We start from the raw sequence: 25,393 nt of genomic DNA on the forward strand, positions 1-25,393 counted from the left end.
CCAGGAGGGTGATCACCAGCGCGCCCACCAGCACGCCGACGCCGGCGCCGATGAGCAGCGGCGTGCGCACGCCCGTGGGCTTCGGCCGGGGCGGCGGTGGCTGCCAGGCGGCGGGTGGGGTGGCCGGCGCCATCGCCGGGAGCGTGCGGCCGTCGATCGCGGGCGGCGTCGGCGGCGGGCCGGCCGGGACGTGGTGCAGTCCGAACGCGACCGCGGTCTCCGGCTGGTCCTGGGAGGTCGGCAGGACGCCGAGCTGTTCGGCGAGCAGTGTCGCGACCAGCGGCATGCGGCTCGGCCCGCCGACCAGGTAGACGCCGGTGAGCTGCTGCGGGGTGCGCCCGGCGTCGCGGATGGTCGCGGCGAGCATCTCGGCGCTGCGCAGCAGGTTCGGCCGGACGAGCGCCTCCAGCTCGGCGCGGGTGACCAGCACGTCGTCGAACGGTTCGGGCATCGGCACTTCGGTGTGCGCGTGGCGGGAGAGGGTCTCCTTGGCCTCGCGCACGTCCTGCAGGAGGGCGCGGCGGGTGCGCCAGTCGGCGAGGCTCCCCGGCCGCAGCATGCGCTGCCACTGGGCCGGGTCGGTGTGGGAGACCTGGCGGCCGACGTGTTCGAGGAGGGCCTGATCGATGTCGAGGCTGCCCAGGTCCGGCAGGCCGTTGTCGGCCAGCACGGTGAAGCCGCGGTCGGTGACGCCGATGACGGCGCAGTCGAACGTGCCGGCGCCGAGGTCGTAGACGGCCAGGGTGCTGCCGGGCGCGAGGGCGCGGCCGAGGGAGGCGTAGTGCGCGGCGGCGGCGACCGGTTCCGGGATGAGGACCGGGTCGGCGCCGAGACCGGCCTTGATCGCGGCCTGGCGGAGGAGCTGCTGGCGGGTGGCGCCCCAGCGGGCCGGGTGGGAGAGGCGGACCTGGTCGAGCGGCTGCCCGGCGAGCTGGCGGTGGGCCTCCTCCGCGACGCGGCGCAGGACCGCGGCGAGGGCGTCGGTCACCTCGACGACGGTGTCGCCGAGCAGGAGGGTCGCGTCGTCGATGCGGCGCTTGGGATTGGGCTCGAACCGGGCCGGATCCAGGCGCGCCCGGCGCTCCGCGTCCTGCCCGACGACCAGCGTGCCGTCCTCGCCCGCGAAGATCGCGGACGACATGGTCACCGACCCGTCGATCTCGATGACCCGCGGCCCGCGCCCGAACGCGGACAGGACGGCCACCGTGCTCGACGTACCCAGGTCGATCGACAGGACGTTCATGAGCCTCCCCTCGGCCCGATCACACTATCGGGGCGCCCGGGACGCGAAGTGCCCCCAGGGAACCAGTCCCTGGGGGCACTCGCTTCGGCGGCCTAGAAGATCAGCGCTCGCCCTCGGCGTCGTCCTCGTGGGTACCCGCGCCGATGCTCACCGGCGGGGCGTCGGGGACGTCGGACGGCTTCGGCTCGCCGCGGAAGACGAAGCGCGCCTCGTCGTCGCGGTCCTCCGGGTTGCCGCTCCAGCCCTCGACGTCGACGATCACGATCTGACCAGCCTCGACCTCGCCGAACAGGATCTTCTCGGACAGCTGGTCCTCGATCTCCCGCTGGATGGTCCGGCGCAGCGGACGGGCACCGAGCACCGGGTCGAAGCCGCGCTTGGCCAGCAGCGCCTTCGCCTTGTCGGTCAGCTCGAGAGCCATGTCCTTGGCCTTCAGCTGCTTCTCCACCCGCGTCGCCATCAGGTCGACCATCTGGATGATCTGCTCCTGGGTGAGCTGGTGGAACACGATGATGTCGTCGATCCGGTTGAGGAACTCGGGCCGGAAGTGCTTCTTCATCTCCTCGTTGACCTTCTGCTTCATCTTCTCGTAACGCGATCCCTCGTCGTTACCCGAAGAGAAGCCGAGGCTGACGGTCTTGGAGATGTCCGACGTGCCCAGGTTCGAGGTGAAGATCAGCACCGTGTTCTTGAAGTCGACCGTGCGGCCCTGACCGTCGGTGAGCCGGCCGTCCTCCAGCACCTGCAGGAGGGTGTTGTAGATCTCCTGGTGGGCCTTCTCGATCTCGTCGAACAGGACCACGGAGAACGGCTTCCGGCGGACCTTCTCGGTCAGCTGGCCACCCTCCTCGTAGCCGACGTACCCCGGAGGGGCACCGAACAGCCGCGAGGCGGTGTAGCGGTCGTGGAACTCGCCCATGTCGATCTGGATGAGCGCGTCGTCCTCGCCGAACAGGAACTCCGCCAGCGCCTTGGACAGCTCGGTCTTACCGACACCGGACGGGCCGGCGAAGATGAACGAGCCGGACGGGCGCTTCGGGTCCTTCAGGCCGGCCCGGGTGCGGCGGATCGCCTGGGAGACGGCCTTGACGGCGTCCTCCTGGCCGATGATCCGCTTGTGCAGCTCGTCCTCCATGCGGAGCAGACGCGTGGTCTCCTCCTCGGTGAGCTTGAACACCGGGATGCCGGTCCAGTTGGCCAGGACCTCGGCGATCTGCTCGTCGTCGACCTCGGCGACGACGTCCAGGTCACCGTCCTTCCACTGCTTCTCCCGCTCGGACTTCTGCGCGAGCAGGTTCTTCTCCTCGTCACGCAGCCGGGCGGCGCGCTCGAAGTCCTGCGCGTCGATCGCGGACTCCTTGTCGCGGCGCACCTTGGCGATCTTCTCGTCGAACTCGCGCAGGTCCGGCGGAGCCGTCATGCGGCGGATGCGCATGCGGGCACCGGCCTCGTCGATCAGGTCGATCGCCTTGTCCGGCAGGAACCGGTCGTTGATGTACCGGTCGGCCAGGGTGGCCGCGGCGACCAGCGCGGAGTCGGTGATCGACACGCGGTGGTGCGCCTCGTAGCGGTCCCGCAGGCCCTTGAGGATCTCGATGGTGTGCTCGAGCGACGGCTCGCCCACCTGGATCGGCTGGAAGCGACGCTCCAGCGCGGCGTCCTTCTCGATGTACTTGCGGTACTCCTCGAGCGTGGTCGCGCCGATGGTCTGCAGCTCGCCGCGGGCCAGCATCGGCTTGAGGATCGACGCGGCGTCGATCGCGCCCTCGGCGGCACCCGCGCCGACGAGCGTGTGCAGCTCGTCGATGAACAGGATGATGTCGCCGCGGGTCTTGATCTCCTTGAGCACCTTCTTCAGGCGCTCTTCGAAGTCACCGCGGTACCGGGAGCCGGCGACCAGGGAGCCCAGGTCCAGCGTGTAGAGCTGCTTGTCCTTCAGCGTCTCGGGCACCTCGCCCTTGACGATGTTCTGGGCCAGGCCCTCGACGACGGCGGTCTTGCCGACGCCGGGCTCGCCGATCAGCACCGGGTTGTTCTTGGTGCGGCGGGACAGCACCTGCATGACCCGCTCGATCTCCTTGCCGCGCCCGATGACCGGGTCCAGCTTGCCCTCACGCGCGGACTGGGTGAGGTTGCGGCCGAACTGGTCGAGCACCAGCGAGGAGGACGGGGTGCCCTCGCCGCGGCCGGAACCGGCCTCGGCCGGCTCCTTGCCCTGGTAACCGGACAGCAGCTGCAGCACCTGCTGGCGCACCCGGTTCAGGTCCGCGCCCAGCTTGACGAGGACCTGAGCGGCCACGCCTTCGCCTTCGCGGATCAGGCCGAGCAGGATGTGCTCGGTGCCGATGTAGTTGTGGCCGAGCTGCAGCGCCTCGCGCAGCGACAGCTCGAGCACCTTCTTGGCACGCGGGGTGAACGGGATGTGCCCGCTCGGCGCCTGCTGACCCTGGCCGATGATCTCCTCGACCTGCTGGCGGACGCCTTCCAGCGCGATACCCAACGATTCGAGCGCCTTGGCGGCGACACCCTCACCCTCGTGGATCAGGCCCAGGAGGATGTGCTCGGTGCCGATGTAGTTGTGGTTGAGCATCCGGGCCTCTTCCTGGGCCAGGACGACCACCCGCCTCGCGCGGTCGGTGAACCTCTCGAACATTCCCACTCCCTCGACTGCTGCGCCGGCGGTGAGCATCCATCACTTCGCGATGGATTCAGCACCGTGAGTCCACTGTAGTAGCCATGCGGTCCCACCGGACTACCACTGGGGCGGATTAGGTCACAGCTGATGTAGATGCCGGGAACTCCCGGCGACTGAGTCTGCGCTGGTAGCTGACGTAAGGGTCAACGCGGGACTTCTCCCGGCGATTCCGCAAGCCCCGGTTTGTCCGCTCACCGCGAACACCCCCGTTGCGGGGACGGGACTGGCGCTCGCGCCCGGAATGAGTAAGGTAAGGCCAACCTAACCACCCGGACGGAGCAGGGAGGTCCGCCATCGACACCGCGCTGGGCGCTCTCGACGCGTCCGTCACGAGGGTGGCCGCCCTGCAGGACCGCATGGAAGTGCGCACCGGCCTGCCCGCCACGGGCTCCTGGCAGCGCTGCAGCGACCTGCTGGCCGACCCCGCGCGGTTCGACGTGTGGCGCAAGCTCCTGGGCGAATGGCTGCGGGCGAACTTCGGCGAGGCGCCCGATCGGACGACCGCGGGTTTCGTCATGTCGTGGTACCTGCACGTGCCGGCGTTCACCGGTGCGTTGCTGCTCCATCACGAACGGCGAGTACCCATGCTGCGACCGGGTGAACTCGCCTTCCGCCTGTGCGCCGACCGCCCGCACCCCGAAGGTGTGGCGGTGCTGGGGGACGAGTTCTACTGCCTGCCCGGCGACCCGGCGGCGGGCAGCCCCGAGGCGACGGTGGTCGCGGACGAGAAGGCGCTGGCCGCGGTGCTGCGCGCCCGGTACACGGCGCACGCGGCGCAGTTCGTGCGGGCCTACGCCCCGCTGAGCAGGCTGGGGCGGCGGATGCTGTGGGCCGCGGCGACGGATGCCCTGGACAGCACGCTGTGGTGGGCCGGGCTGTACGCCGGGAACGAGGAGGCGGGCGTCGCGGACGCGCACCTCGTGCTCGACGAGCACTACCCGCCGCTGACGGCGTCGACCCGGCTGAAGCAGACGGCGGACGGGTGGGCCCGGCGGCGGGAGAGCTGCTGTTTTTCGTACCTGCTGCCGGAACAGCCCCTCTGCGAGGGCTGCCCACGCACCTGCCGCCGGTGACTTTCACCACACCCTGATCGCCGCGGCTACCGCTGAGGTTCGCGCCACCCCGGATCGCGGCCCGTCAGGGCCAGCAGCCGGTCCAGCGTCGGCGCGTCCGCGGCGCACGGCACCTCCGGTCCGAAGATCTTCATCTCCCGCGCCTGCTCGGCCGTCGCCTGCGCGGAGGTGAACAGCGCCTCCGCCGTCGCCGGGTCCACGGTCAGCGGGTGGCCCGTTGCGCGGGCGAGGTCCCATCCGTGCACCACCCATTCGGTGAGCACCATTTCGGCGATCATCGGCGCCGGCATCTCCGAACCGCCGAACTTCGTGGTGCCCTCCAGCGCCCCCGGCCGTCCACAGGCATCCACAATTCCATCCACAAGCGTGCACAGCTCGCTCAGCCAGTCACCCTGCGTGAGATCGGTGTCTCGCTCCCCGGCGGCGACCGTGGGCGCCGGTTCGCGCCGCAGCGCCGCCGCCATCCACGGCCCCCAATAGAGCAGGTGGTTGAGCAGGCCCCGCACGTCGTATTCGGCGCACGGCGTCCGGTTGTCCAGTTGTCCGGGTTCGATGGCGCGCAGCAGCGCGGTGAACTCGCGCGCGGCCCGCTCCAGCATCGGTCGAAGGTCTGTCATGCCTCCATTCAGCCGAATGGCGGCGCCGCCGTCTTGAACAAAAGCGACAGCCGCTCGCGAATGACCGGGCGGACAGAACCGTGTTCAACCTGTCGCGCAATGAAAAAAGCCGCCGGGAATCCCCGGCGGCCCTTCCACGCCCCTCTTTACCCGAACTGTGCTCAGTTCTTCTTGTGGTAGGCCTCCACGACCTCGGACGGGATACGCCCGCGGTCGGAAACCTGGTACCCGTTCTTGCGCGCCCAGGCCCGGATGGCCTGGTTCTGCTCGCGGTCGACCGAGGCGGAACGGCCCGCCACCTTGCCCGCCGGCTGGCGACCCGCCGTGCCCCGCTTGCGGCCACCGGCACGCCGCGCGTGCTCGACGTACTGGGCCAGCGCGTCACGGAGTTCCTCGGCGTTTTCCGCCGACAGGTCGATCTGGTACGAGATGCCGTCCAGTCCGAACTCGACGGTCTCGTCCGCCTCCGAGCCGTCGATGTCGTCGATGAGCGACACCAGCACCTTCTGTGCCATGTGTTTCCTCCTGTTTTAGGCCAGCCACGAATGATCGGGCAGGGGCAGGCGCCCTGACCAGAAGCCATTGACTAGGACATTAATACCCGGAATCAGGGCAGCACGCAAATCACGTTACCGATACCGTGACCAGTTCCTGCCTGCTATTCGGGGCGCACCAGGGGGAAGAGGATGGTCTCGCGGATGCCCAGGCCGGTCAGGGCCATCAGCAAGCGATCGATGCCCATTCCCACGCCACCACTCGGTGGCATTCCGTACTCGAGCGCGCGCAGGAAATCCTCATCGAGGCGCATCGCTTCGCTATCGCCTGCCGCGGCCTGCCGGGCCTGATCCAGCAATCTTTCCCGCTCGATCACCGGGTCGACCAGCTCGGAGTATCCGGTGGCCAGCTCGAATCCGCGGACGTAGAGGTCCCACTTCTCGGCCACGCCGGGCTTGGTCCGGTGCTGGCGGGTGAGCGGCGAGGTCTCGATCGGGAAATCCCGCACGAAAGTCGGCTCGTGCAGGTGGTCGCCGACGAGGTGCTCCCACAGTTCCTCGACCAGCTTGCCGTGGCCGAGTTTCGGGTCGACCTCCAGCCCGCGCGCCGAGGCGAACCCCCGCAGCTTCTCGACCGACGTTTCCGGCGTCACTTCTTCGCCCAGCGCGTCCGACAACGAGTCGTACATGCTCAGCGAGGTCCATTCACCGGACAGGTCGTACGGCGTGCCGTCGGCGAGCGTGACCTCCAGGCCACCGAAAACGGCCTGCGCGGCTTCCTGGATCAGCTCGCGCGTCATCGCCGCGTTGGTGTCGTAGGTGGCGTAGGCCTCGTAGTACTCCAGCATGGCGAATTCCGGCGAATGCGAGGAGTCGCTGCCCTCGTTGCGGAAGTTGCGGTTGATCTCGAAGACCTTCTCGATCCCGCCGACCACGCACCGCTTGAGGAACAGCTCCGGGGCGATCCGCAGATACAGATCGATGTCGAACGCGTTCGAATGGGTGACGAACGGCCGGGCCGACGCACCACCGTGGAGCGTCTGCAGCATCGGCGTTTCCACCTCGGTGAAACCGCGGCGGTGGAACGAATCCCGCAGCGAGCGGACCACCGACGCCCGCGTCCGCACCACGTCGCGCGCCTGCGGGCGCAGGATCAGGTCGACGTAACGCTGGCGGACGCGCGTCTCCTCGGCCAGCTCCTTGTGCGCGACCGGCAGCGGGCGCAGCGACTTCGCGGCCATGCGCCATTCGTCGGCCATGATCGACAGCTCGCCGCGCTTGGAGGTGATGACCTCACCGTGGACGTACACGTGGTCACCGAGGTCGACGTCGGACTTCCAGGCGGCCAGCGCCTCTGCACCGACGTTCGCGAGGCTGATCATCGCCTGCAGTTCCGTGCCGTCGCCCTCGCGCAGCGTCGCGAAGCACAGCTTCCCCCCGATGCGCGAGAACATGACGCGACCGGTCACGCCGACGACGTCGCCGGTGGCCGTGTCGGCGGGCAGGTCCGGGTGGGCCGCACGCACCTCGGCGAGCGTGTGGGTGCGCGGCACTTCCACCGGGTACGGCTCCACGCCCTCCGCGAGCAGCCGGTCGCGCTTGGCCCGACGGACCCGCATTTGCTCGGGCAGGTCGTCAGCGGGCACCGGGCGCTCCGGGGAGGGGGAATCCGTCATGCGGACAGGGTATTCAAGGCCGTTCCGACTAGGCCAACCGGATTACCTGTATCGACCTGCGGATGTTCACCGATGGCATCGCGCGAGTGAGCGAAGCCACCTCATCGGCGGAGCGTGAGCTCTGGAACAGCTTCGCGGAGCCGGTCTGCAGATCGATCACCTCGGCAGCTTGAAAGCGGCGCATCCGGTGCGCAGCGCGTCGAGCAGGTAAGCCGGGCAGTGTTCGGCATACGCGCCCGCACACCCTCCGATGAGCGGAGTGCCGGTGCCGGCCGGCGTTCCACTGGTTCGACGTCGACGCCGCGCTCACCGAGATCGCCCGCGTGCTGCGCCCGGGCGTCGTGGTGGCCGGGCTGTGGAACGGCTACGACGATTCCGTGCCGTGGGTCGCCGAAATGGCGCGCGTCGCCGGTTTCGTCCGGCGCCCGGTGGGTGGCCGATCTGGGGCGACCACCCGGCGTTCGGTCCGTTCGAGGAGACGACTTTCCGGCACGCGCACCGCCGCACGCCCGAAAGCCTGGTCGAAACGATCTCCACGCATTCCCACCTCATCGTCGCCGAGGCCGGCGAGCGCGCGCGGACGCGGGAGCAGCTGCTGGAATTCCTCCGCACCCACCCGGACACCGCCGGGGGCGAATTCGACCTGCCGCTGGTGACGACCGTGCTGCGCGCGGTCCGCCGCTAACGCGCCTGGCGTTCGAAGGCCAGGCGCAGGCCCAGCAGCGTCAGGTCGGGCACGTGCTCGGTGATCGTCTCCGACTCGCCGATCACCAGCGGCGCCAGGCCGCCGGTGGCGAGCACCGTGACCGGCTCGTGCGTGCGCGCGGTCAGCTCCCGCACGATCCGCCGCACCAGGCCGTCGACCTGACCGGCGAACCCGAACACGATGCCGGACTGCAGGCACTCCACGGTGTTCTTGCCGATCACCGACCGCGGCCGGACCAGCTCGACCTTGCGCAGCGCCGCCGCGCGCGAGGCCAGCGCGTCGACCGAGATCTCGATGCCCGGCGCGAACGCGCCGCCGAGGAACTCGCCCTTCGCGGAGATGACGTCGACGTTGGTCGAGGTGCCGAAGTCCACGACCACGCACGCCGTGCGGTACAGGTGGTGCGCGGCCAGGGTGTTCACCAGCCGGTCCGCGCCCACCTCGCGCGGGTTGTCGACCAGCAGCGGGACGCCGGTGCGCACGCCGGGCTCGACGACGACCTTCGGCACCCGCGCGTAGTAGCGCGCGAGCATGACCCGCATCTCACGCAGCACCGCGGGCACGGTCGACAGCGCGCTGATCCCGGTGATCGCGTCGGCGTGCTCGCCGAGCAGGCCGCGCATGGTCAGCGCCAGCTCGTCGGCGGTCATCTGCGCGTCGGTCCGCATCCGCCAGTCGCCGACGAGCTTGGCCGCGTCCCCCCGGCCCTCGTACAGGCCGAGCACGATGTTCGTGTTGCCGACGTCGATCGTCAGGAGCACCTGCGTCAGCTCTCGGCGTGCAGCAGTGCGTCCAGGCGCGCCGCGTCGACGGTCTCGGCGACCGGGAACGGGTTCTCCCGGTCCGGCGACGCGATCGGGATGCTGCCGCTCACCAGACCCGACCCGGCCGGCGCGTGGCCGGGGTCGCTGCCGGCGTGCTTGATCCGGTTCTCGTCGTCGACGAACACGATCCGCGGCTGGTAGGTGGCCGCTTCGGCGTTGTCCATCTGCCCGTAGGAGATCAGGATGACCAGGTCGCCCGGGTGCACCAGGTGCGCGGCCGCGCCGTTGATCCCGATCACGCCGCTGTCCCGCTCGCCGGGGATGACGTAGGTCTCCAGCCGCGCGCCGTTCGTGACGTCCACAATGGACACCTGCTCGCCGGGCAGCAGGTCGGCCGCCTCCATCAGCGTCTCGTCGATCGTGACCGACCCGACGTAGTGCAGGTTGGCCTGGGTGACCGTCGCGCGATGGATCTTCGACTTCAGCATCGTGCGGTACATGGTTATCTCTCTTCCTCCGACGCGCCCAGCACCACCGGGACGTTGTCGATCAGCCGGGTCCGCCCCACGCGGGCGGCGATCAGCAACCGTGCTTCCCCATCGACGGGTGCGGGACCGAGATCGGTTCCCCGCAATTCGAGGTAATCGACGTCGACCTCGGGACGAGCGGCCAGCGTCTCGCGCGCCGCCGCGAGGACCGCCTCCGCGCCGTTCGGACCGGCGTGCCCGCCCGCCGCCAGCGCCGCGGACAGCACCACCGCCGATTCCCGCTGTTCCGGCGTGAGGTAGACGTTGCGCGAGGACAGCGCCAGCCCGTCGGCCTCCCGGACCGTCGGCACCCCGATCACGCGGACGTCCAGGTTCAGGTCGCGCACCATCCGCTTGATCAGGACCAGCTGCTGGTAGTCCTTCTCCCCGAAGAACGCGTAGTCGGGCGTGACGATGTGGAACAGCTTCGCCACCACCGTCAGCACGCCGGCGAAGTGGCCGGGGCGGTGCGCGCCCTCCAGCTCGTCGCCGAGCGGGCCGGGGTGCAGGGTCACCGCGTGGCCCTCGGCGTAGAGGTCGCCGACCTTGGGCACGAACGCGATCTCGACGCCGTCCTCGGCGAGGATCTCCAGGTCCCGCTCCAGCGGCCGCGGGTAGGCGTCGAAGTCCTCGCCCTCACCGAACTGCAGCGGGTTCACGAAGATCGAGACGGCGACGACGGTGTTCGGCAGCCGCTTGGCACGGCGGATCAGCTCGCGGTGGCCGGCGTGCAGCGCGCCCATGGTCGGCACCAGCGCGACCTTGCGGCCCACCGAGCGCAGCGCCGCGGTGACCCGGTGGACGTCGCCGGGCGTCTGGTAGGTGTTCAGCTGCCCGCGGCTGAATTTCGGTGTGGTCACGGGTGTTCCGGCCTTTCGAGGAGTTCGGTGATCTCGGCGGCGGCACCGGCGTCGAGCAGGCCGGCCGCTTCGGCTCGCTGCACGGTGCGCCGGGCGAGCGAGGTGTAGGCGGGCACGATCGCGGGCTCGGTGGCTTCGAGCACGCCGAGGTGCTTGCGCAGCGTACCGGTGTCGCCGCGGGCGACCGGACCGGTCAGCGCCCGGTCACCGTGCCGCAGCGCGTTGTCCAGCGCCGCCGACAACAGCGGGCCCAGCATGCGCTCGGCGTTGCCGATTCCCGCGCCGCGCAACAGGTCCGCGCAGTCCTCGACGAGCGTGATCAGGTGGTTGGCGCCGTGCGCGAGCGCCGCGTGGTACAGCGCCCGGGCGGCTTCCGGCACGCGCACCGGTTCCGCGCCCATCTCGACGGTCAGCGCCTCCCCGACGCTCCACGCGGCCTCGTCGCCGGCCGCGGCGGTGACGCCGACGCTGCACGCGGTCAGCCGGTCCAGGTCCTCGGAGCGGCCGGTGAAGGTCATGACCGGGTGCAGGGCCAGCGGCAGCGCACCGGCTTCGGCGGCCGGGGCCAGCACGTCGAGGCCGTGCGCGCCGGAGGTGTGGATGACGATCTGGCCGGGACGCCAGGACCCGGTGGCGGCCAGGCCGCGGACCAGGCCGGCGAGTTCGTCGTCGGGCACGGCCAGCAGCACGAGGTCGGCGGCCGCGGCGACCTCGTCCGGCGGTTTCAGCGGGACACCGGGCAGCATGCGCTCGGCGCGGGCCTGGGAGGCGGCGGAAATACCGGACGCGGCGACCACGGCGTGCCCGGACCGGGCCAGCGCGGCGCCGACGACGCTGCCCACGCGGCCGGCGGAGATCACCCCGACGCCGAGCCTGGCGGGACGACTCACGGCGTGCCCCTGTGGACGCTCATGGCAGCAGAACTCCTCGGCTCGTTCCAGTCCCGCTCCTGGCGCGGGTACCGGACGACGGGGCGAGGGTAGCTCGCGGAAACGCCCCGGGTCGGCGGCAGGTGACCAGCTTCACCCGACCCGGTTTACCCGGTATGACTGCCTTCACCCGCCAGCCGGACCGCGTCGGCCCGGGACGAGCACAGCGCGGCGAGCAGTTCCCGCTTGCGCTTCTCGTGGTCCGGGGTCGCCCGGCGGCGGCGCAGGAACGCGAGTTCGGTCACGCTGGCCTGGTAGCGGGCGACGGCCTTCGCCGCGTCCCGCCCGGACTGCCGGCGGGCCTGGCGGCGCCACTCGCGGCGGCCGGCGAGCGTGGACAGCAGCTCGACCTCCGACGGCGCGATCAGCCGCGCCTGGACCATGGCGGGCAGGGCGGCGGTGACGATGCGTTGCTCGCGGCGGCGCTGCAGGAGGACGAGCATCACGACCGCGACGAACATCGGCACCATGATCAGGAAGTAGACGTTGAGGAACGTCTGGGCGCCGCCGAGGACGGCCGCGCCGTTCCACAGGGCGTGCAGCAGGACGGCGGCGAGGTAGGCGCCGAGCGGGGCGAGGACCTTGACGGTGCGGTTGTCGGCGCGGGCGGCGTAACCGAGGCCGATGCCGGTGATGGCGGCGAACAGCGGGTGCGTGAACGGTGACATCACGCCGCGCAGCACGAACGCGGCGATCACGCCGGTGCTGGTGGCGTCGCCGAAGCCGTAGTCGGCGAAGGCGCGGCCGAAGTAGTAGATGTTCTCGGTGAACGCGAAGCCTGCGGCGGTGAAGCCCGCGTAGACGACACCGTCGATGATCCCGTCGAACTCGTCGGCGCGGCGGAGGAGGATCGCGAGCACGAACGAGGCCTTCGCGGCCTCCTCGACGAGCGGGGCGGACAGGAGCGCGGACAGCTTGCTGCCGCTGCCCTCGCCGAGGAGCAGGTCGCCCACGGTTTCGGCGGTGTTGTTGATCAGCAGGGCGGTGATCGCGGCGACGCAGGCACCCCAGCAGAAGGCGACGAGGAGGAGCTTCGCGGGCTCCGGCTCCCAGCGGTCGGCCCACAGGATGGTCGCCACGACGACCGCGACGGGAACGAGCGCCGCGGCGACGCCGATGGCCACCGCGACGGGCCCGATCTGCACGGTGACCAGGCCGAGGACGGTCAGCCCGCACACGGCCAGGACGACGAGGCCGAGCACGGGCAGGAGCACGGTGAGCCTGCGAGGGGGTGCCGTCACAGCCCGGCACTTTACGGTGACGGGTTCAGCGGGCGGGCCCCACCTCGCCCCCGCTCCGGTGGGCTGTTGGCCGGCACGGTGGCCGAGGCATCAACCCACTGCCCTGCGGCCGGTGCTGGTCCCCCGGGAGCCACGACCACGACAACGGTGTGGCGGCCTCGCGCGCCGGAATCTCCCTGCCCTGGTGACTACCGCGTCAGTCCTCGGCGCGGCGGGGCATCCCCGTTGCCCGCCAGCAGTTCGCTCACCGAGCGGCCCGCCTGCCCCGGTGACTACCGCGTCAGTCCTCGGCGCGGCGGGCATCCCCGTTACCCGCCAGCAGCTCGCTCACCGAACGACCCGCCCCGCTGGCTCCCGCGTCAGTCCTCGGCGCGGCGGCGTCGTCGTGGGGTCGCCGATTTGCCGTTGGCCGCCAGCAGTTCGCTCACGGAGCGGCCCGCCGAGTGGGATCCGGTGTCCTCCTCCACGGCGGCGCGGCGGCCGCGAGGGGCCTCCGGCTCGGGCTTCGCGCGGCGGCCGGTGCTCGCGCTGGTCCGTGGCTCGTCATCGGGGCGGTGGCGGCGGCCGGTGGCCTCGGCCGCGCCGGTCGCCTCGGCCGAGCGGCGCCCGGAGATCGCGGCGGCGGACCGGTACCCACTCGAATCAGCCGACCGACGGCCGGTGACCGCGGCACCCGCGGCCGAGCGCCCACCCGTCGGCTCGTCATCCCCAGTGACCGCGGCATTCGCCGAGCGGCGGCCAGCCAACCCGTCGTCCCCAGTGACCGCGGCTCCCGCGGAGCGGCGGCTCGCCAGCTCGCCGTCCCCAGTGACCGCGGCACCCGCCGAGCGGCGGCCAGCCAACCCGTCGTCCCCAGTCACCGCGGCACCCGCCGAGCGGCGGCCCCCGGGTGTCTCGGCTGCCGACAGCCTCGGTAGCGCTTCATCGGCATCCGGCGCACGCCGGCCCGGCGCCTCCTCGGCTTCCGGCATCGGCGCGCCCGCCTCGTCCGCCGCGCGGCGACGGCGGCCGGCAGGCGCTTCGTCCTCCTCCGCGCGGCGGCGACGGCCCCCCGGCCTGCCCTGCTGCGCCAGCCGCCGGACCTCGACCGGCAACGTCTCGTTGACCACCGGATGGTCCTCCGGCACCGCGGCCACCGGCTCCGCACGCGGCGGCTCGGGCTGCACCGGTCGCGTCACGCGCGTCGGGAACGCGGCGGACAGATCGGTCGCGGAGCGTTCGGCGCGCGGCGTCCGGTCCGCGTCGACGGCCTTCGCCACCTGCGTCGGTTGCTCGGCTCGCGGCGGCTCACGCTTGACGGGCGCCGTCGCGTTGGCCGGGCGCACCCGCTCGGGACGGCTGGGCGCGGGACGGCTCGGTTCGACCGGGCGGGCCTGCGGCTTCTTCGCCGCCGGCTGGACCCGCGTGCGCTCCGGGTCCACCGGCTCGGCGGCGGCGCCGCGGCGGACGGGCAGGTCCATCGACACCTCGGGCCGCCGCGGCTCCGGCGCGCTCGGGCGGCCACCGGAACGCACCGGCTCCTTCTCCCGCACCCGCTCGATGAACTCGGTCGGCCGGTCGGTGATCTCCCGCTTCTTCGCGGCGGTGAGCTGCGGGGGCTGGCTCGTGCCGGACTCGACGACCCGCTGCTCCTCGCGCAGCGCCCGCATCCGGGTCGCCTGCGCGGTCAGCGCGACGCGCTCCAGCAGCACCTCGCCACCGAAGAGGCTCTGCAGGTTGTCCCGCAGCGACGCGATTTCCGAGCGCAGCGCGTCCAGTTCGCTGCGGGACTCGGACTCGATCCGTTGCCGCGTCTCGGCTTCGACCTCCAGCTCGAACTCGCGCCGCGCGGCGATCTCCCGTTCGAGCTCCAGCTCGTAGACCTCCTGCGCCTGCGCGACGGCCTCCTCTGTGGTCGTCGCCTGGCGGCGGTAGCGCACGGCGAGGAAGGCGCCGATCAGCGCCGCCCACAACGCGGCGACGATGCCCAGCCGCACGTAGCGGATGTCGTCGGCCAGTACCAGCGGAATCGTGGCGCCGACCGCGAGGACGAGGCCGATGAGAAACCACGGCCTGTCCACGACGCGGCCGCGCGTCTCGTCACCCTCGCCAGTCATGACCAACACCGTACCCGCTAGTTATGCGTCTGAGACCTAGTTGGTACTTCGAGCGGTCGGTTCCCCGCGTTAACCGGTCGGGTGATGATCGGGATCACTTTCGTCGTCCTCGGGGGTGCGGCAGCAGTGCTCCAGCCACAGCGCCGCGGCGATCAACATCGCCGCGCACACCGCCCCGATCGCGACGCTGCGGAGGTCGCTCGACGCCGCGGCCAGCTCCGACGCCCGCGGGATCAGCGCGCCGGCGATCCCGGCCCACGCGCCGAGCATGATCGCGCCGAGGAGCGAGGAGGCCTTCGCGAGCGCGACCGTGCGCGCCGCCGAGACCGCGTTGACGAGCCGGCCGGACCGGACCCGGGACCGCATCGTGAACGCCAGTGCGACTTCGATCACCGCGAGCAGGAACAGCGTGATGCCGACCGGGCGCGGCACGCGGGGCAGGTCCCCGTAGGCGAACCGGAACAGCAGGTACGCCACGACGAGCCCGATCAGCCCGGCGATCACCAGTTCACGGGGCCGGGTGAAGTGCATACCGCCACGGTACCCAGGTGATCGTGGCACAGTTGACTCTCCACTGGCCGGAGGGTTGAGCATGGGACGCGCGGACGGGACGTTCACCATCGGCGAGCTGAGCCGGCGGACCGGGTTGCCGGTCAAGACCATCCGGTTCTACTCCGACGAGGGGCTGCTCCCGCCCGCCGACCGCACGAGTTCCGGCTACCGGCTCTACGACGTCACGGCCATGGCCCGGCTCGAACTGATCAAGACGTTGCGCGAGCTCGGTCTGGGGCTGGTCGACGTGTCGGCGGTGCTGGCGCGGGAGACGAGCGTCCCCCGGCTGGCCCGGCGGCACATCGACGCGCTCGACGAGCAGATCCGCAGGCTGCGGCTGCGGCGCGCGGTCCTGCGTGCGGTCGTGAAACGCGAATCCGAGCTGGCGGAAGTGAAGCTGATGACCAGGCTGGCGACGATGTCCGACGAGGAGCGGGCCCGTCTGCTCGACGAGTTCTGGCAGGAGGTGACCGAGGGCCTGCCCGTCGACGCCGAGTTCTACGAGCGGATGCGGGCGGCGAAGCCCGAACTGCCCGACGATCCGTCGCCCGAGCAGCTGGAGGCGTGGATCGAGTTCGCCGAGCTGATCCAGGATCCGCGGTTCCGCGCGGTGACCCGGCGGATGAGCGAACGGCACGCCGACGACCTCCGGGCCGGCGAGGCGACCGTACCGGCGCAGGCGGAGTGGATCGAGTGGAGCGAGCGGGCACACCAGGCGCTGGAGGCCGGGCTGTCGCCGGACTCGGCGGAGGGCCGCGCGCTGGCCGACGACATCGCCCGGGTGCGGGCGCCGGAGGGGCAGGATCCGGATGATCCCGCGTTCCGGAATTCGGTGGCGGACCGGATCGCCGTCGGGACCGATCACCGGGCCGAGCGGTACTGGCAGTTGATGGCGATCATGAACGGCTGGCCGGAGGTGCCGACGCGGGTCCCCGCCGTGGAGTGGCTGACGGCGGCGCTCCGCGCCTGACCCGGGGTCAGCGGGGGAAGGGGTACAGGCGGTTCACCGAGGCACGGTCCGAATCGGGGCGAGCCCGCAACAGCTCGGCGATCGGGCCGTGGCCCGGCAGCACCGCGTCGGGATCGATCTCCAGCCACGGGATCAGCACGCTGGCGCGCTCGGGGGTGCCCGGGTGCGGCAGCAGCAGCTCCGGATCGTCCGAGCGCACTCCGTCCACCGTCACCACGTCCACGTCCAGCGTGCGCGGGCCCCACCGGAGCTCGCGCACGCGGCCGGCCCGGCGTTCCAGCTCCTGGCCCGCCCGCAGCCAGGCCCACTCGTCCCGCGCCGGATCGTCCACAATGCACACGGCGTTCAGGAAGTCCGGCTGGTCCTCGACGCCCCACGGCGCCGTTTCGTACACACTGGACACCGCGACCACCGCGGAGCCCAGGGAGTCCACCACGGACTTCAGGTACGCCAACCGGTCGCCCAGGTTGGAGCCCAGCGACAGGACCGCCCTCACACGCGCTCCCGGTGCACGGTCACGGCGACGTCGGCGAAGTTCAACGGAATCGGCGCGGACGGTTTGTGCACGGTCACCTCCACCGCGGACAAGCGCGCATCCTCGAGCACCTCGTCGGCGATCCGGCCCGCGACGCTCTCGATCAGGTCGTACGGCTCGCCGCCGACGATGTCGGCCGCCAGTTGCGCCAGCTCGCCGTAGTGCAGGGTCTGCGTCAGATCGTCCGATGCGGCGGCGGGCGCGAGGTCCAGCCACGCCACGATGTCGACGACGAACTCCTGCCCGTCCCGCTTCTCGTGCTCGAACACCCCGTGCCGCCCGAACACGCGCAGCCCGGTGAGCGTGATCCGGTCAGGCACGCCCACGCCTCCACGCCGCGGCGACCGCGACGGCGTCCAGCGACGAACCCACGTTGTGCACCCGCACGCCCCACGCCCCCTTGACCGCGGCGATCGCGGACACCGCCGCCGTCGCGTCCTCCCGGCCGTCCGGCGGGCGCGGCGAGCCGTCGGCGTCCGCCAGCAGGCTGCCCAGGAACCGCTTGCGCGAAGCCCCGACCAGCACCGGGAACCCCATGTCGAGGAACGCTTCGAGCCCGTTCAGCAGCGCCCAGTCGTGCTCGGCGCGCTTCGCGAACCCCAGGCCCGGGTCGATGACGATCTTCTCCGGCGCGACGCCGGCGGCCAGCGCCGCGTCGATCCGCCCCCGCAGCTCGCGCTGAACGTCCGCGACCACGTCGTCGTACTTCGCGAGCGCGTTCATGTCCTTGCTGTGCCCGCGCCAGTGCATCAGCACCCACGGCGCCTGGCTGGTCGCGGCCACTTTCGCCATGTCCGGATCGGCCAGGCCACCGGACACGTCGTTGATGATCTCCGCCCCCGCGTCGAGCGCCGCTTCGGCGACCGCCGCACGCGTGGTGTCCACCGAGAGCCGCAGGCCGTCGGCCGCCAGCGTGCGCACGACGGGCAGCACGCGGGCGATCTCGGTCTCCGCGTCCACTCGCGACGAGCCGGGACGCGTGGACTCGCCGCCGACGTCGATGATGTCCGCGCCGCGCTTCCACATCTCGTGCGCGTGGGCCAGCGCCGCGTCCAGGTCGAGGTACCGGCCGCCGTCGGAGAACGAGTCCGGCGTGACGTTCAGGACGCCCATCACCAGACAGCGGTCCGGCACCCCGGTGGTCATCGACGGCCCTTGATCAGTTCCAGTGCCTCCGCCCGGGAGGTCGCCGACGTCTGCAGCATGCCGCGCACCGCCGACGTGGTGGTGCGCGCGCCCGGCTTGCGGATGCCGCGCATCGACATGCACAGGTGCTCGGCTTCGACCACGACGATCACGCCGCGCGGCTCCAGCTTGCGCACCAGCGCGTCGGCGATCTGCGAGGTCAGCCGCTCCTGCACCTGCGGGCGCTTGGCGTAGAGGTCGACCAGCCGGGCCAGCTTCGACAGGCCGGTGACCTTGCCGTGGCTGTTCGGGATGTAGCCGACGTGGGCGACGCCGTGGAAGGGCACCAGGTGGTGCTCGCACGTGCTGTACATCGGGATGTCGGTGACCAGCACCATCTCTTCGTGCGACTCGTCGAAGGTGCGCGAAAGCACCTCCGCCGGGTCCGTGTACAGCCCGGCGAACATCTCCCGGTAGGCACGGGCCACCCGGGCCGGGGTGTCCCGAAGGCCCTCCCGGTCCGGGTTCTCGCCCACGGCTTCCAGCAGTTCACGCACCGCTTTCTCGGCGCGCGCCTGATCGAAGACCGGTCCTTCCTCGGGCGTCAGCTCACTGTCGATCTTGACCGTCCTGCTCGTCGGAATTCCGCCGGTGCTGGCCCTGGCCCTCCTCGGAGCCACCGAACCAGTCACCCTGCCGCGGCTGCTCGCTCTGGTTCGGGCGCCACGGCGTCTGGCCACCCGGCTGGGTCGCCGGGGTCCAGCCCGGAGGCGCACCGTAGTTCGGCGGGCCGGACTGGTTGCCCCCGTTGTAGGGCTGCGGCCACTGGCCGGTGCCGTTCGGCCCGTACGGGCGGCCGCCACCGTTGGGCGGCGGCGGGTAGTTCCCGCCCGAGGGGGGCGCGTACGGGTTCGACGGCGGTTCCGGCTGGCTGTACGGCGGGCCACCGGGCAGGTCGCTGCCGCCCGGCGCGGTGCCGACCGGGGTCGGCACCTGGCGCGGCGCCGGCTTCTTCTCCGGCGGAGGCCACGGCTCGCCGCGTTCCATCGCCAGCTCACCCGGGGTCTTGACCGGCGGCTTGTCCGACGGGGTGCGCTCACCGAATTCGTTGAACACGGTGATGTGCGGCCGCTTCTCGACGGTGGCGAAGATCCGCTCGAGGTCCTTGCGGGTCAGCGTCTCCTTCTCCAGGAGCTCCACCACGAGTTCGTCGAGCACGTCGCGGTAGGTGTTGAGCACCTCCCACGCCTCGGTGTGCGCGGTCTCGATGAGCTTGCGGACCTCTTCGTCGATCTCGTGCGCGACCTCGAGCGAGTAGTCCGCCTGGCGCCCGGCGGAGCGGCCCAGGAACGGGTCGCCCTGGTCCTGGCCGTACTTCACGGCACCCAGGCGGGCGCTCATGCCGTACTCCATGACCATCGCCTTGGCGATCTTGGTCGCCTGCTCGATGTCGGAGGACGCACCGGTGGTCGGCTCGTGGAACACCAGCTCCTCGGCCGTGCGGCCACCCATCGCGAACACCAGCCGGGCGATCATCTCGGAGCGGGTCATCAGCTGCTTGTCGTCCTCGGGGACGACCAGCGCGTGCCCACCGGTCCGGCCGCGCGGCAGGATGGTCAGCTTGTAGACCGGCTCCAGGTCCGGCATCGCCCACGCGGCCAGCGCGTGCCCGCCCTCGTGGTAGGCGGTGATCTTCTTCTCCTGCTCGGAGATGATCCGGCTCTTGCGGGCCGGGCCGCCGATGACCCGGTCGACCGACTCCTCCAGCGCGGCGTCGGTGATCACGTGCCCGTTCTGGCGGGCGGTGAGCAGCGCGGCCTCGTTGATGACGTTGGCCAGGTCGGCACCGGACATGCCCACGGTGCGCTTGGCCAGCGCGTTCAGGTCGACGCCCTGGGCCAGCGGCTTGCCCTTCGAGTGCACCTCGAGGATGGCGCGGCGGCCGGCCAGGTCCGGCGCGGACACCGGGATCTGCCGGTCGAAGCGGCCCGGGCGCAGCAGCGCGGGGTCCAGGATGTCCGGGCGGTTGGTGGCGGCGATCAGGATGATGCCGCCGCGCGAGTCGAAGCCGTCCATCTCGACGAGCAGCTGGTTCAGCGTCTGCTCGCGCTCGTCGTGACCGCCGCCGAGGCCGGCCGCCCGCTGGCGGCCGACCGCGTCGATCTCGTCGACGAAGATGATGCACGGGGCGTTCTGCTTGGCCTGCTCGAACAGGTCGCGGACCCGGGAGGCGCCGACACCGACGAACATCTCGACGAAGTCCGAACCGGAGATCGTGTAGAACGGCACGCCGGCCTCACCGGCGACGGCTCGCGCGAGCAGCGTCTTACCGGTGCCGGGCGGGCCGTAGAGCAGCACGCCCTTCGGGATCTTCGCGCCCAGCGCCTGGTAGCGGGCCGGGTTCTGCAGGAAGTCCTTGATCTCGTAGAGCTCTTCGACCGCCTCGTCGGCACCTGCCACGTCGGCGAACGTCGTCTTCGGCATGTCCTTGTTCAGCTGCTTGGCCTTGGACTTGCCGAAGTTGAGGACGCGGTTGCCGCCGCCCTGGGCGTTGTTCATCATCCACATCAGCAGCAGGAGCAGCAGGCCGAGCGGGATGATGTAGTACAGGATCTGCGTGAAGAAGCCCTGTTGCGTGACCGTGGTGTTGAACTTGACGTTCTGCTTGTCGATCAACAGGTCGTAGATCGGTCGCGCCCCTTGGGACGGGAACGAGGTGATGATCTGGTCGACCTGCTGGCCGTCGACGTCGATCTTGTTCGTGAGCGACAGCTTGAGCTGCTGCTCCTTGTCCTCCAGGTTGGCTTCCTTCACGTTGTTGCCGTTGATCTGGGCAATCGCCTGTGAAGTGGGGACCTGGGTATAACCACGGTCGCTGTCGAAAAGGGTGTTGACCGCGAGGAAGATCAACACAACCGCGACGATCCACAGCAGCGGGTTCCTGAGCAGGCGCTTCCGGTCCATATGCCTCGGCCGTTCGGCCTCGACCCTCCCTGGCTAGGCGGTAGATGTCACATCCGCCGTCACGGTGTAGACAACAACTTGCGGTGTGCGAGGAACACCCCGTCCATCCAGGGTACAGTCCGGCCGACATGGGCACCTGCACGAGTCTCAAGCAGGTCAACGGCCGGTGTCGCGTTCGGGTTCCCCGGGGCGGTCCGGGTCAGTAGCCCGGGTCGGATGTGACGCTCGCCACCATCTCGCCGAGCCTGGTCCGCAGCGTTTTCGCGTCCGCCGAGGACACCGTCACCCACTCGCGCCCGTCGGCGCCCGGCCGGGACAGGCTCAGGTACCGGCCGGTGGCCGTGTCGAACCAGCCCAGCACCGGTGACCTGCGACGACCGCTCACCTCGGAGCGGCTGTTCGCGGCGAGCTGACCGCCGCGCAGCCGGGGCTGGCCGGCGAGCCGGGCGTAGGCCTCGCGCGGGTCCGACGAGCCCTCGGACAGCGACCGGCGCCGTGGTTTCGCGTCGCCGCCGACCGGGACCGCCGCCCGGGCCGGCTGGATCCGCAGTGCCTCGTCGACCGGAAGTGTGATGGAAGCCTCGGTGCCGCGCGTGCCCGGTGGCAGCAGGTCGACGACCGTCGAGGCCAGCCCCTCGGGGAAGGCGGGCCGGATCCAGATGCCGTCGGCGTCCTGGATCGCCACCACGCCCAGCGTGCCGTCGGTGGCCGCGAGGATCGAAACGGGCGGCACCTGGAAGTCCGGGATGTGCACGGCGTCGATGCTGGTGGTCGGCTGCGAGAGCACCCGGAACCAGTCCTCGACCCGCGGTTCCAGGCGGCCGTAGTGGTCGCGCAGGCCGCGGGCCTTCAACTCCTCGTGGGCCTGCTGGCGGAGCTTCGCGCGCTCGTCCATGGTCGCGCCGTGCGAGCGGACCTGCAGCGGGTAGGGCAGCTCGCCGATGCCGACCGCCTCCCAGAGGAAGTCGAAGGTCATCGGGGTGAAGAACTCGGGGCGGTTCACCAGGCGCTCTCCAGGGTCGAGATCTCACCGGACGCGACGGCCAGCCACCCACGCCCGAACCCAGCCAGCGCGAAGCGGTTCACCACGCACCTCCCGGCGTCAGGGTCTCACCGGCAGCACGGGCCAGCATCTCGCCGAGGCGGTGCCTCAGGGTCGGTGCGTCGGCGGGGGCGATGGTGATCCAGTCGCGTCCGTCGTGGCCTCGGCTGGCCTGCGTGAAGTAGCGGCCGCTGTCGGTGTCGAACCAGCTCAGCACCGGTGGCCTGGTCTTCGCGCCGCTGCGGCTGCGGGCGTTGGCGCCGATCTGCCCGCCACGCAGGCGCGGCTGGGCCTGCAGCCGGGCCAGCGCCTTGCGATCGTCGTCGGCGCCGGTGCGGTCGCCGCCCGCGGTGCGGCGCTGCAGGAAGTCGGCCCCGGTGGCCGTCATCAGCTGCTCGAGCGGCACGGTGATCGACTTCTCGGTGCCCCGCGGCGCGGCGGGCAGCAGCGACACGATGGCGCTCGCGAGACCGTCCGCAGGCATCGGCTGGAAGTGGAAGCCCCGGTCGTCGTGCACCGCGAGCACACCGCGCCCGGCGAGCGCCGCCGCCACTGCGAGCAGCGGACGCGCGTCGGGCGCGGTGATGTGCACGCTGTCCAGGCTGGTCTCCGACCCCGACAGCACCTCGAAGAACTCCTCGACGTGCGGCGCGGGCCGGCCCCGGCCGTCGGCCGCGCCGAGCACGGCCAGCCGGTCCAGGGTCTGCCGCCGCAGCTGGGCGCGCTCGTCCATCGTCGCGCCGTGCGAGCGCACCTCCAGCGGGTACGGCAGTTCACCTGCTCCGAAAGACTCCCACAGGAAGTCCAGTTCCAGCGGAGTGAGCAGCTCCGCTCGCACCATCAAGTCCCTCTTTCCGGGTTCGCGCGGTTGCGCCGGATCAGCGGTCGTCCTCGTCGTTCCAGGCCCCGATGACCGGCGGCGCGGTCGCCACGTTGGCGCCGAACGCCTCGTCCGGGTCGGCCTCGACGAGGAAGGAAGCCCTGGTGTGCTCCTCGTCCTCCGCACCCTGCGCGCCGCCGGCCCCCATGCCGCCGCCCATGCCCGAGGCGGGCGGCGGGGTGCCCGCCCCGCCGATGGTGCCACTGGTGCTCATCAGGCTCTGCTGGGCCTGCTGCTGCGCGGCGCCGTGGGCCTGCTGCGACTGGTCGGAACTGGCCGCCGTCTCGTCGCCGGCCGGGCGCTCCTTGGCGCCGGACTTGCTGCCCCGGCCGAGCGCGGCCTTGCCGCCCACCGCGGCCAGACCCGCGGCGCCCAGGCCGACCGCCGCGCCCAGCGCCGCCGAACCGCCGCCGCCGGACGAGGTCGGCGCCGCGGCCTGACCGGCACCGGAGACCGCGCCGGGCGCCTGCGCCGGAGGCGCGGGGACACCGTGCGGCCCCGGGGCGCCACCGGGCTGCCCACCGGCGGCGAAGGCACCCGTGCCGCCGCCCGGGAGCCCGGCGGTGACACCGCCGACCGGGCCGATCCCGACCGAACCGAGACCGCCCGGCACCGCGCCGGAACCGGCGCCGACGGACTGCGCCGAGGTGCTGCCGAAGCGGCCGTCCGCGGGCAGCCCGAGCGACTCCGGGCCGAAGCTCGGGGTCGCGCTGTCGACCTCGGACATCGCCTGGGTGTAGGCGTTGAAGTACTGGACCTGCTGCGCGTGCACGGCGCGGGCCTCGTCGGCCTGCACCTTCATGTCGGCGACCATCGCGGCCGGGCCGCCGGCGAGCATCGCCGCCGTCTGCTTGGCCGGGTCGAACTCCTTCGGCGCCGGCATCTTCTTGACCTCGGCGGCCGCGGCGGCCTGCTGCGCCATGCGGTGGGACATGGTGTGCGCCGCGTCGCCGGCCTGCTTGCTGGAGTTCGCGATGCCGACCAGCGCGCCCTGCGCGGAGCCGGCGCCCTGGCCGATCCACGCGTTGCCCAGCTCGGTGATCGCGTTGTACAGGTCGTCGGCCGCCTGGTGCAGGCTCTCGCCGTGCGACTGCCACTGCCGCCCGGTGGCCTCGGCCGTGGCCGGGTCGTTGTTCTGGGTGGCGCCGAGGTAGAGCTGGTTGCTCTCCTGCGAGGCCCAGTTCGGCGGGCTGCCGATGGCGCGGTCGCCGCCGTAGGTGAACCCGCCCGCGCTGTTGCGCGCCTGCTGCACCAGCGCGGCGGACTCGCCGTTGTCGCCCAGCTGGACGGCCTCGCCTCTGGGCTCGCTGCTCGGAGAAGTCATCGTCATCGTCCCCCCGGATTCAGACCTGACGCCCGGACGCCAGCGCGTCCTCGGCGGCCTGCTCGATCTTGTCGTAGTGGCTCATCGCCGCGACGATGGCGTCCTCGGCCTGCTGGTACTGGTTGTAGAGGTTGCGCAGCGCGGTCGCGTACGACTCGCCGCCCCCGTCGGCGCGCTGCACGAACTTCGCGGCGATGGCGTTGCCCACCGGGTTGTTGCCCAGCTTCGGCGGTTCGGCCAGTGCCCCGGCGTTGCGCAGCAGGTTCTCCACCTGGTCCTTGCCGAGGCGGATCTTCTTCAGAACCGCCTGCGCGGCATCCGGGTCGACCCCCAGCTGGCCGTTGACAGCGGCGTTCCGGAACGCCGCGGCGTCCGCGTAGCTCCCCATCAGTTCTCCCTACCCCACGTCCGTACCGCATTGCGGCGCGTCACCCTCGTTCGCACAGGTTAACGCACCGCACCGACACTTATGACGCGTTCCGGCACGTTCGGGTTCACGATTTTCCGGTGCTCACGCACCGTGTTCAGGCGCCGTACACCTTCGGATCGAGCGTGCCGATGTAGGGCAGGTCGCGGTAGCGCTCCGCGTAGTCCAGGCCGTAGCCGACGACGAACTCGTTCGGGATGTCGAACCCGACGTAGCGCACCGGCACGTCCACCTTGACCGCCTCCGGCTTGCGCAGCAGCGTGACGACCTCCAGCGACGCCGGGTTGCGGCTCGCCAGGTTCTTCAGCAGCCAGGACAGGGTCAGTCCGGAGTCGACGATGTCCTCGACGATCAGCACGTGCCGTCCGGTGATGTCCCGGTCGAGGTCCTTGAGGATCCGCACCACGCCCGAGGACGACGTGGACGAACCGTACGAGGAGACGGCCATGAACTCCAGCTGCGCCGGCATCGGCAGCGCGCGGGCGAAGTCGGTCATGAACATGACGGCGCCCTTGAGCACGCCCACCAGCAGCAGGTCGCCGGCAGACGTCTCGCGCTCGTAGTCGGCGGCGATCTGCTTGGCGAGCTCGGTGATCTTGTCGTTGATCTGCTGCTCGGTGATGAGGACGGAGGCGATCTCGCCTTCGTACACG

The 25,393-nt window shown here is 71.4% G+C and carries 25 protein-coding genes; 3 read left to right on the forward strand and 22 right to left on the reverse strand.

The window, feature by feature from the left end:
• Positions 1 to 1,243: Hsp70 family protein (locus D0D15_RS16415; RefSeq protein WP_244214962.1), on the reverse strand; the 1,243-nt coding region annotated here is incomplete at its 3' end.
• Between the two features lie 100 nt (positions 1,244 to 1,343).
• Positions 1,344 to 3,896 (reverse strand): ATP-dependent Clp protease ATP-binding subunit, encoded by a 2,553-nt coding sequence (locus D0D15_RS16420; protein ID WP_094005637.1) that lies wholly within the window; start codon positions 3,894 to 3,896, stop codon positions 1,344 to 1,346.
• Positions 3,897 to 4,273: 377 nt separating this feature from the next.
• Here D0D15_RS16420 and D0D15_RS16425 point away from each other — a divergent pair, with 377 nt between their 5' ends.
• Positions 4,274 to 5,011, forward strand: coding sequence for a (2Fe-2S)-binding protein (locus D0D15_RS16425; protein ID WP_094005636.1), 738 nt, complete (start codon positions 4,274 to 4,276; stop codon positions 5,009 to 5,011).
• 26 nt (positions 5,012 to 5,037) lie between these two features.
• On the opposite strand, the gene D0D15_RS16430 is transcribed toward D0D15_RS16425, so the two are convergent.
• From D0D15_RS16430 to lysS, 3 genes are all read right to left on the reverse strand, one after another.
• Positions 5,038 to 5,628: a TIGR03086 family metal-binding protein gene (locus tag D0D15_RS16430; protein ID WP_341867305.1), complete on the reverse strand. Its 591-nt coding sequence runs from the start codon at positions 5,626 to 5,628 to the stop codon at positions 5,038 to 5,040.
• Between the two features lie 161 nt (positions 5,629 to 5,789).
• On the reverse strand, positions 5,790 to 6,143 hold the full coding sequence (locus tag D0D15_RS16435; RefSeq protein ID WP_017985420.1) for a histone-like nucleoid-structuring protein Lsr2: 354 nt from the start codon (positions 6,141 to 6,143) through the stop codon (positions 5,790 to 5,792).
• Between the two features lie 143 nt (positions 6,144 to 6,286).
• Positions 6,287 to 7,798, reverse strand: coding sequence for a lysine--tRNA ligase (lysS, locus tag D0D15_RS16440; RefSeq protein ID WP_094005634.1), 1,512 nt, complete (start codon positions 7,796 to 7,798; stop codon positions 6,287 to 6,289).
• 382 nt (positions 7,799 to 8,180) lie between these two features.
• Here lysS and D0D15_RS16445 point away from each other — a divergent pair, with 382 nt between their 5' ends.
• Positions 8,181 to 8,483, forward strand: a complete 303-nt coding sequence (locus D0D15_RS16445; protein WP_233157280.1) for a hypothetical protein — start codon at positions 8,181 to 8,183, stop codon at positions 8,481 to 8,483.
• Here D0D15_RS16445 and D0D15_RS16450 read toward each other — a convergent pair.
• The 7 genes from D0D15_RS16450 to D0D15_RS16480 all read right to left on the reverse strand — a co-directional run bounded on the left by D0D15_RS16450 (position 8,480) and on the right by D0D15_RS16480 (position 15,452).
• A complete protein-coding gene (locus D0D15_RS16450) occupies positions 8,480 to 9,265 on the reverse strand; it encodes a type III pantothenate kinase (protein ID WP_094005633.1) in 786 nt (261 codons plus the stop codon). The two genes, D0D15_RS16445 and D0D15_RS16450, sit on opposite strands and share 4 nt — an antisense overlap.
• 5 nt (positions 9,266 to 9,270) lie before the next feature.
• On the reverse strand, positions 9,271 to 9,768 hold the full coding sequence (gene panD / locus D0D15_RS16455) for an aspartate 1-decarboxylase (protein ID WP_094005632.1): 498 nt from the start codon (positions 9,766 to 9,768) through the stop codon (positions 9,271 to 9,273).
• A 2-nt stretch (positions 9,769 to 9,770) separates the two neighbouring features.
• Positions 9,771 to 10,655, reverse strand: coding sequence for a pantoate--beta-alanine ligase (gene panC / locus D0D15_RS16460; protein WP_094005631.1), 885 nt, complete (start codon positions 10,653 to 10,655; stop codon positions 9,771 to 9,773).
• A complete protein-coding gene (locus D0D15_RS16465) occupies positions 10,652 to 11,596 on the reverse strand; it encodes a Rossmann-like and DUF2520 domain-containing protein (protein WP_420836361.1) in 945 nt (314 codons plus the stop codon). The genes panC and D0D15_RS16465 overlap by 4 nt, the downstream gene beginning before the upstream one ends.
• Before the next feature lie 95 nt (positions 11,597 to 11,691).
• On the reverse strand, positions 11,692 to 12,798 hold the full coding sequence (locus D0D15_RS16470) for a PrsW family intramembrane metalloprotease (protein WP_094005629.1): 1,107 nt from the start codon (positions 12,796 to 12,798) through the stop codon (positions 11,692 to 11,694).
• Positions 12,799 to 13,184: 386 nt separating this feature from the next.
• The gene (locus D0D15_RS16475) at positions 13,185 to 14,921 is read right to left on the reverse strand and encodes a DUF6779 domain-containing protein (protein WP_115944544.1); all 1,737 of its coding nucleotides are present in this window, start codon (positions 14,919 to 14,921) and stop codon (positions 13,185 to 13,187) included.
• Between the two features lie 69 nt (positions 14,922 to 14,990).
• The gene (locus D0D15_RS16480; RefSeq protein ID WP_094005627.1) at positions 14,991 to 15,452 is read right to left on the reverse strand and encodes a DUF3180 domain-containing protein; all 462 of its coding nucleotides are present in this window, start codon (positions 15,450 to 15,452) and stop codon (positions 14,991 to 14,993) included.
• A gap of 61 nt (positions 15,453 to 15,513) precedes the next feature.
• On the opposite strand from D0D15_RS16480, the gene D0D15_RS16485 reads away from it, so the two are divergent.
• Entirely contained in the window at positions 15,514 to 16,443 is a 930-nt protein-coding gene (locus D0D15_RS16485) for a helix-turn-helix domain-containing protein (protein WP_094005626.1), read from the forward strand.
• A gap of 7 nt (positions 16,444 to 16,450) precedes the next feature.
• Here the strand turns inward: D0D15_RS16485 and folK are convergent, their stop codons facing one another.
• From folK to hpt, 10 genes are all read right to left on the reverse strand, one after another.
• Positions 16,451 to 16,939, reverse strand: coding sequence for a 2-amino-4-hydroxy-6-hydroxymethyldihydropteridine diphosphokinase (gene folK / locus D0D15_RS16490; protein WP_094005625.1), 489 nt, complete (start codon positions 16,937 to 16,939; stop codon positions 16,451 to 16,453).
• Complete coding sequence (folB, locus tag D0D15_RS16495; RefSeq protein ID WP_094005675.1) at positions 16,936 to 17,298, reverse strand: dihydroneopterin aldolase; 363 nt, start codon at positions 17,296 to 17,298, stop codon at positions 16,936 to 16,938. Before folB ends, folK begins: the two co-directional genes overlap by 4 nt.
• A complete protein-coding gene (folP, locus tag D0D15_RS16500; RefSeq protein ID WP_094005624.1) occupies positions 17,291 to 18,124 on the reverse strand; it encodes a dihydropteroate synthase in 834 nt (277 codons plus the stop codon). Before folP ends, folB begins: the two co-directional genes overlap by 8 nt.
• Positions 18,121 to 18,723, reverse strand: a complete 603-nt coding sequence (folE, locus tag D0D15_RS16505; RefSeq protein WP_198958236.1) for a GTP cyclohydrolase I FolE — start codon at positions 18,721 to 18,723, stop codon at positions 18,121 to 18,123. The genes folP and folE overlap by 4 nt, the downstream gene beginning before the upstream one ends.
• A complete protein-coding gene (gene ftsH / locus D0D15_RS16510; protein WP_115944545.1) occupies positions 18,713 to 21,067 on the reverse strand; it encodes an ATP-dependent zinc metalloprotease FtsH in 2,355 nt (784 codons plus the stop codon). The genes folE and ftsH overlap by 11 nt, the downstream gene beginning before the upstream one ends.
• A 199-nt stretch (positions 21,068 to 21,266) precedes the next feature.
• The gene (locus D0D15_RS16515; RefSeq protein ID WP_094005622.1) at positions 21,267 to 22,070 is read right to left on the reverse strand and encodes an ESX secretion-associated protein EspG; all 804 of its coding nucleotides are present in this window, start codon (positions 22,068 to 22,070) and stop codon (positions 21,267 to 21,269) included.
• A gap of 79 nt (positions 22,071 to 22,149) precedes the next feature.
• Positions 22,150 to 22,950 carry an ESX secretion-associated protein EspG gene (locus D0D15_RS16520; RefSeq protein WP_115944546.1) on the reverse strand — a complete coding sequence of 267 codons (801 nt, stop codon included), beginning with the start codon at positions 22,948 to 22,950 and terminating at the stop codon, positions 22,150 to 22,152.
• A gap of 37 nt (positions 22,951 to 22,987) precedes the next feature.
• The gene (locus tag D0D15_RS16525; protein ID WP_094005620.1) at positions 22,988 to 24,313 is read right to left on the reverse strand and encodes a hypothetical protein; all 1,326 of its coding nucleotides are present in this window, start codon (positions 24,311 to 24,313) and stop codon (positions 22,988 to 22,990) included.
• A gap of 19 nt (positions 24,314 to 24,332) precedes the next feature.
• Complete coding sequence (locus D0D15_RS16530; protein WP_020422650.1) at positions 24,333 to 24,701, reverse strand: hypothetical protein; 369 nt, start codon at positions 24,699 to 24,701, stop codon at positions 24,333 to 24,335.
• 136 nt (positions 24,702 to 24,837) lie between these two features.
• Complete coding sequence (hpt, locus tag D0D15_RS16535) at positions 24,838 to 25,392, reverse strand: hypoxanthine phosphoribosyltransferase (protein ID WP_094005619.1); 555 nt, start codon at positions 25,390 to 25,392, stop codon at positions 24,838 to 24,840.
• Position 25,393 lies beyond the last annotated feature (1 nt).

Source organism: Amycolatopsis thermalba (assembly GCF_003385215.1).
Lineage (GTDB): Bacteria > Actinomycetota > Actinomycetes > Mycobacteriales > Pseudonocardiaceae > Amycolatopsis_E > Amycolatopsis_E thermalba.

Coding starts and splice junctions, on each gene's coding strand:
- D0D15_RS16420 (WP_094005637.1), bottom strand. CDS start 3,896: ATGTTCGAGAGGTTCACCGACCGCGCGAGGCGGGTGGTCGTCCTGGCC.
- D0D15_RS16430 (WP_341867305.1), bottom strand. CDS start 5,628: ATGACAGACCTTCGACCGATGCTGGAGCGGGCCGCGCGCGAGTTCACC.
- D0D15_RS16435 (WP_017985420.1), bottom strand. CDS start 6,143: ATGGCACAGAAGGTGCTGGTGTCGCTCATCGACGACATCGACGGCTCG.
- lysS (WP_094005634.1), bottom strand. CDS start 7,798: ATGACGGATTCCCCCTCCCCGGAGCGCCCGGTGCCCGCTGACGACCTG.
- panD (WP_094005632.1), bottom strand. CDS start 9,768: ATGTACCGCACGATGCTGAAGTCGAAGATCCATCGCGCGACGGTCACC.
- D0D15_RS16475 (WP_115944544.1), bottom strand. CDS start 14,921: ATGACTGGCGAGGGTGACGAGACGCGCGGCCGCGTCGTGGACAGGCCG.
- D0D15_RS16480 (WP_094005627.1), bottom strand. CDS start 15,452: ATGCACTTCACCCGGCCCCGTGAACTGGTGATCGCCGGGCTGATCGGG.
- D0D15_RS16485 (WP_094005626.1), top strand. CDS start 15,514: ATGGGACGCGCGGACGGGACGTTCACCATCGGCGAGCTGAGCCGGCGG.
- folP (WP_094005624.1), bottom strand. CDS start 18,124: ATGACCACCGGGGTGCCGGACCGCTGTCTGGTGATGGGCGTCCTGAAC.
- ftsH (WP_115944545.1), bottom strand. CDS start 21,067: ATGGACCGGAAGCGCCTGCTCAGGAACCCGCTGCTGTGGATCGTCGCG.
- D0D15_RS16520 (WP_115944546.1), bottom strand. CDS start 22,950: ATGGTGCGAGCGGAGCTGCTCACTCCGCTGGAACTGGACTTCCTGTGG.
- D0D15_RS16525 (WP_094005620.1), bottom strand. CDS start 24,313: ATGACTTCTCCGAGCAGCGAGCCCAGAGGCGAGGCCGTCCAGCTGGGC.
- D0D15_RS16530 (WP_020422650.1), bottom strand. CDS start 24,701: ATGGGGAGCTACGCGGACGCCGCGGCGTTCCGGAACGCCGCTGTCAAC.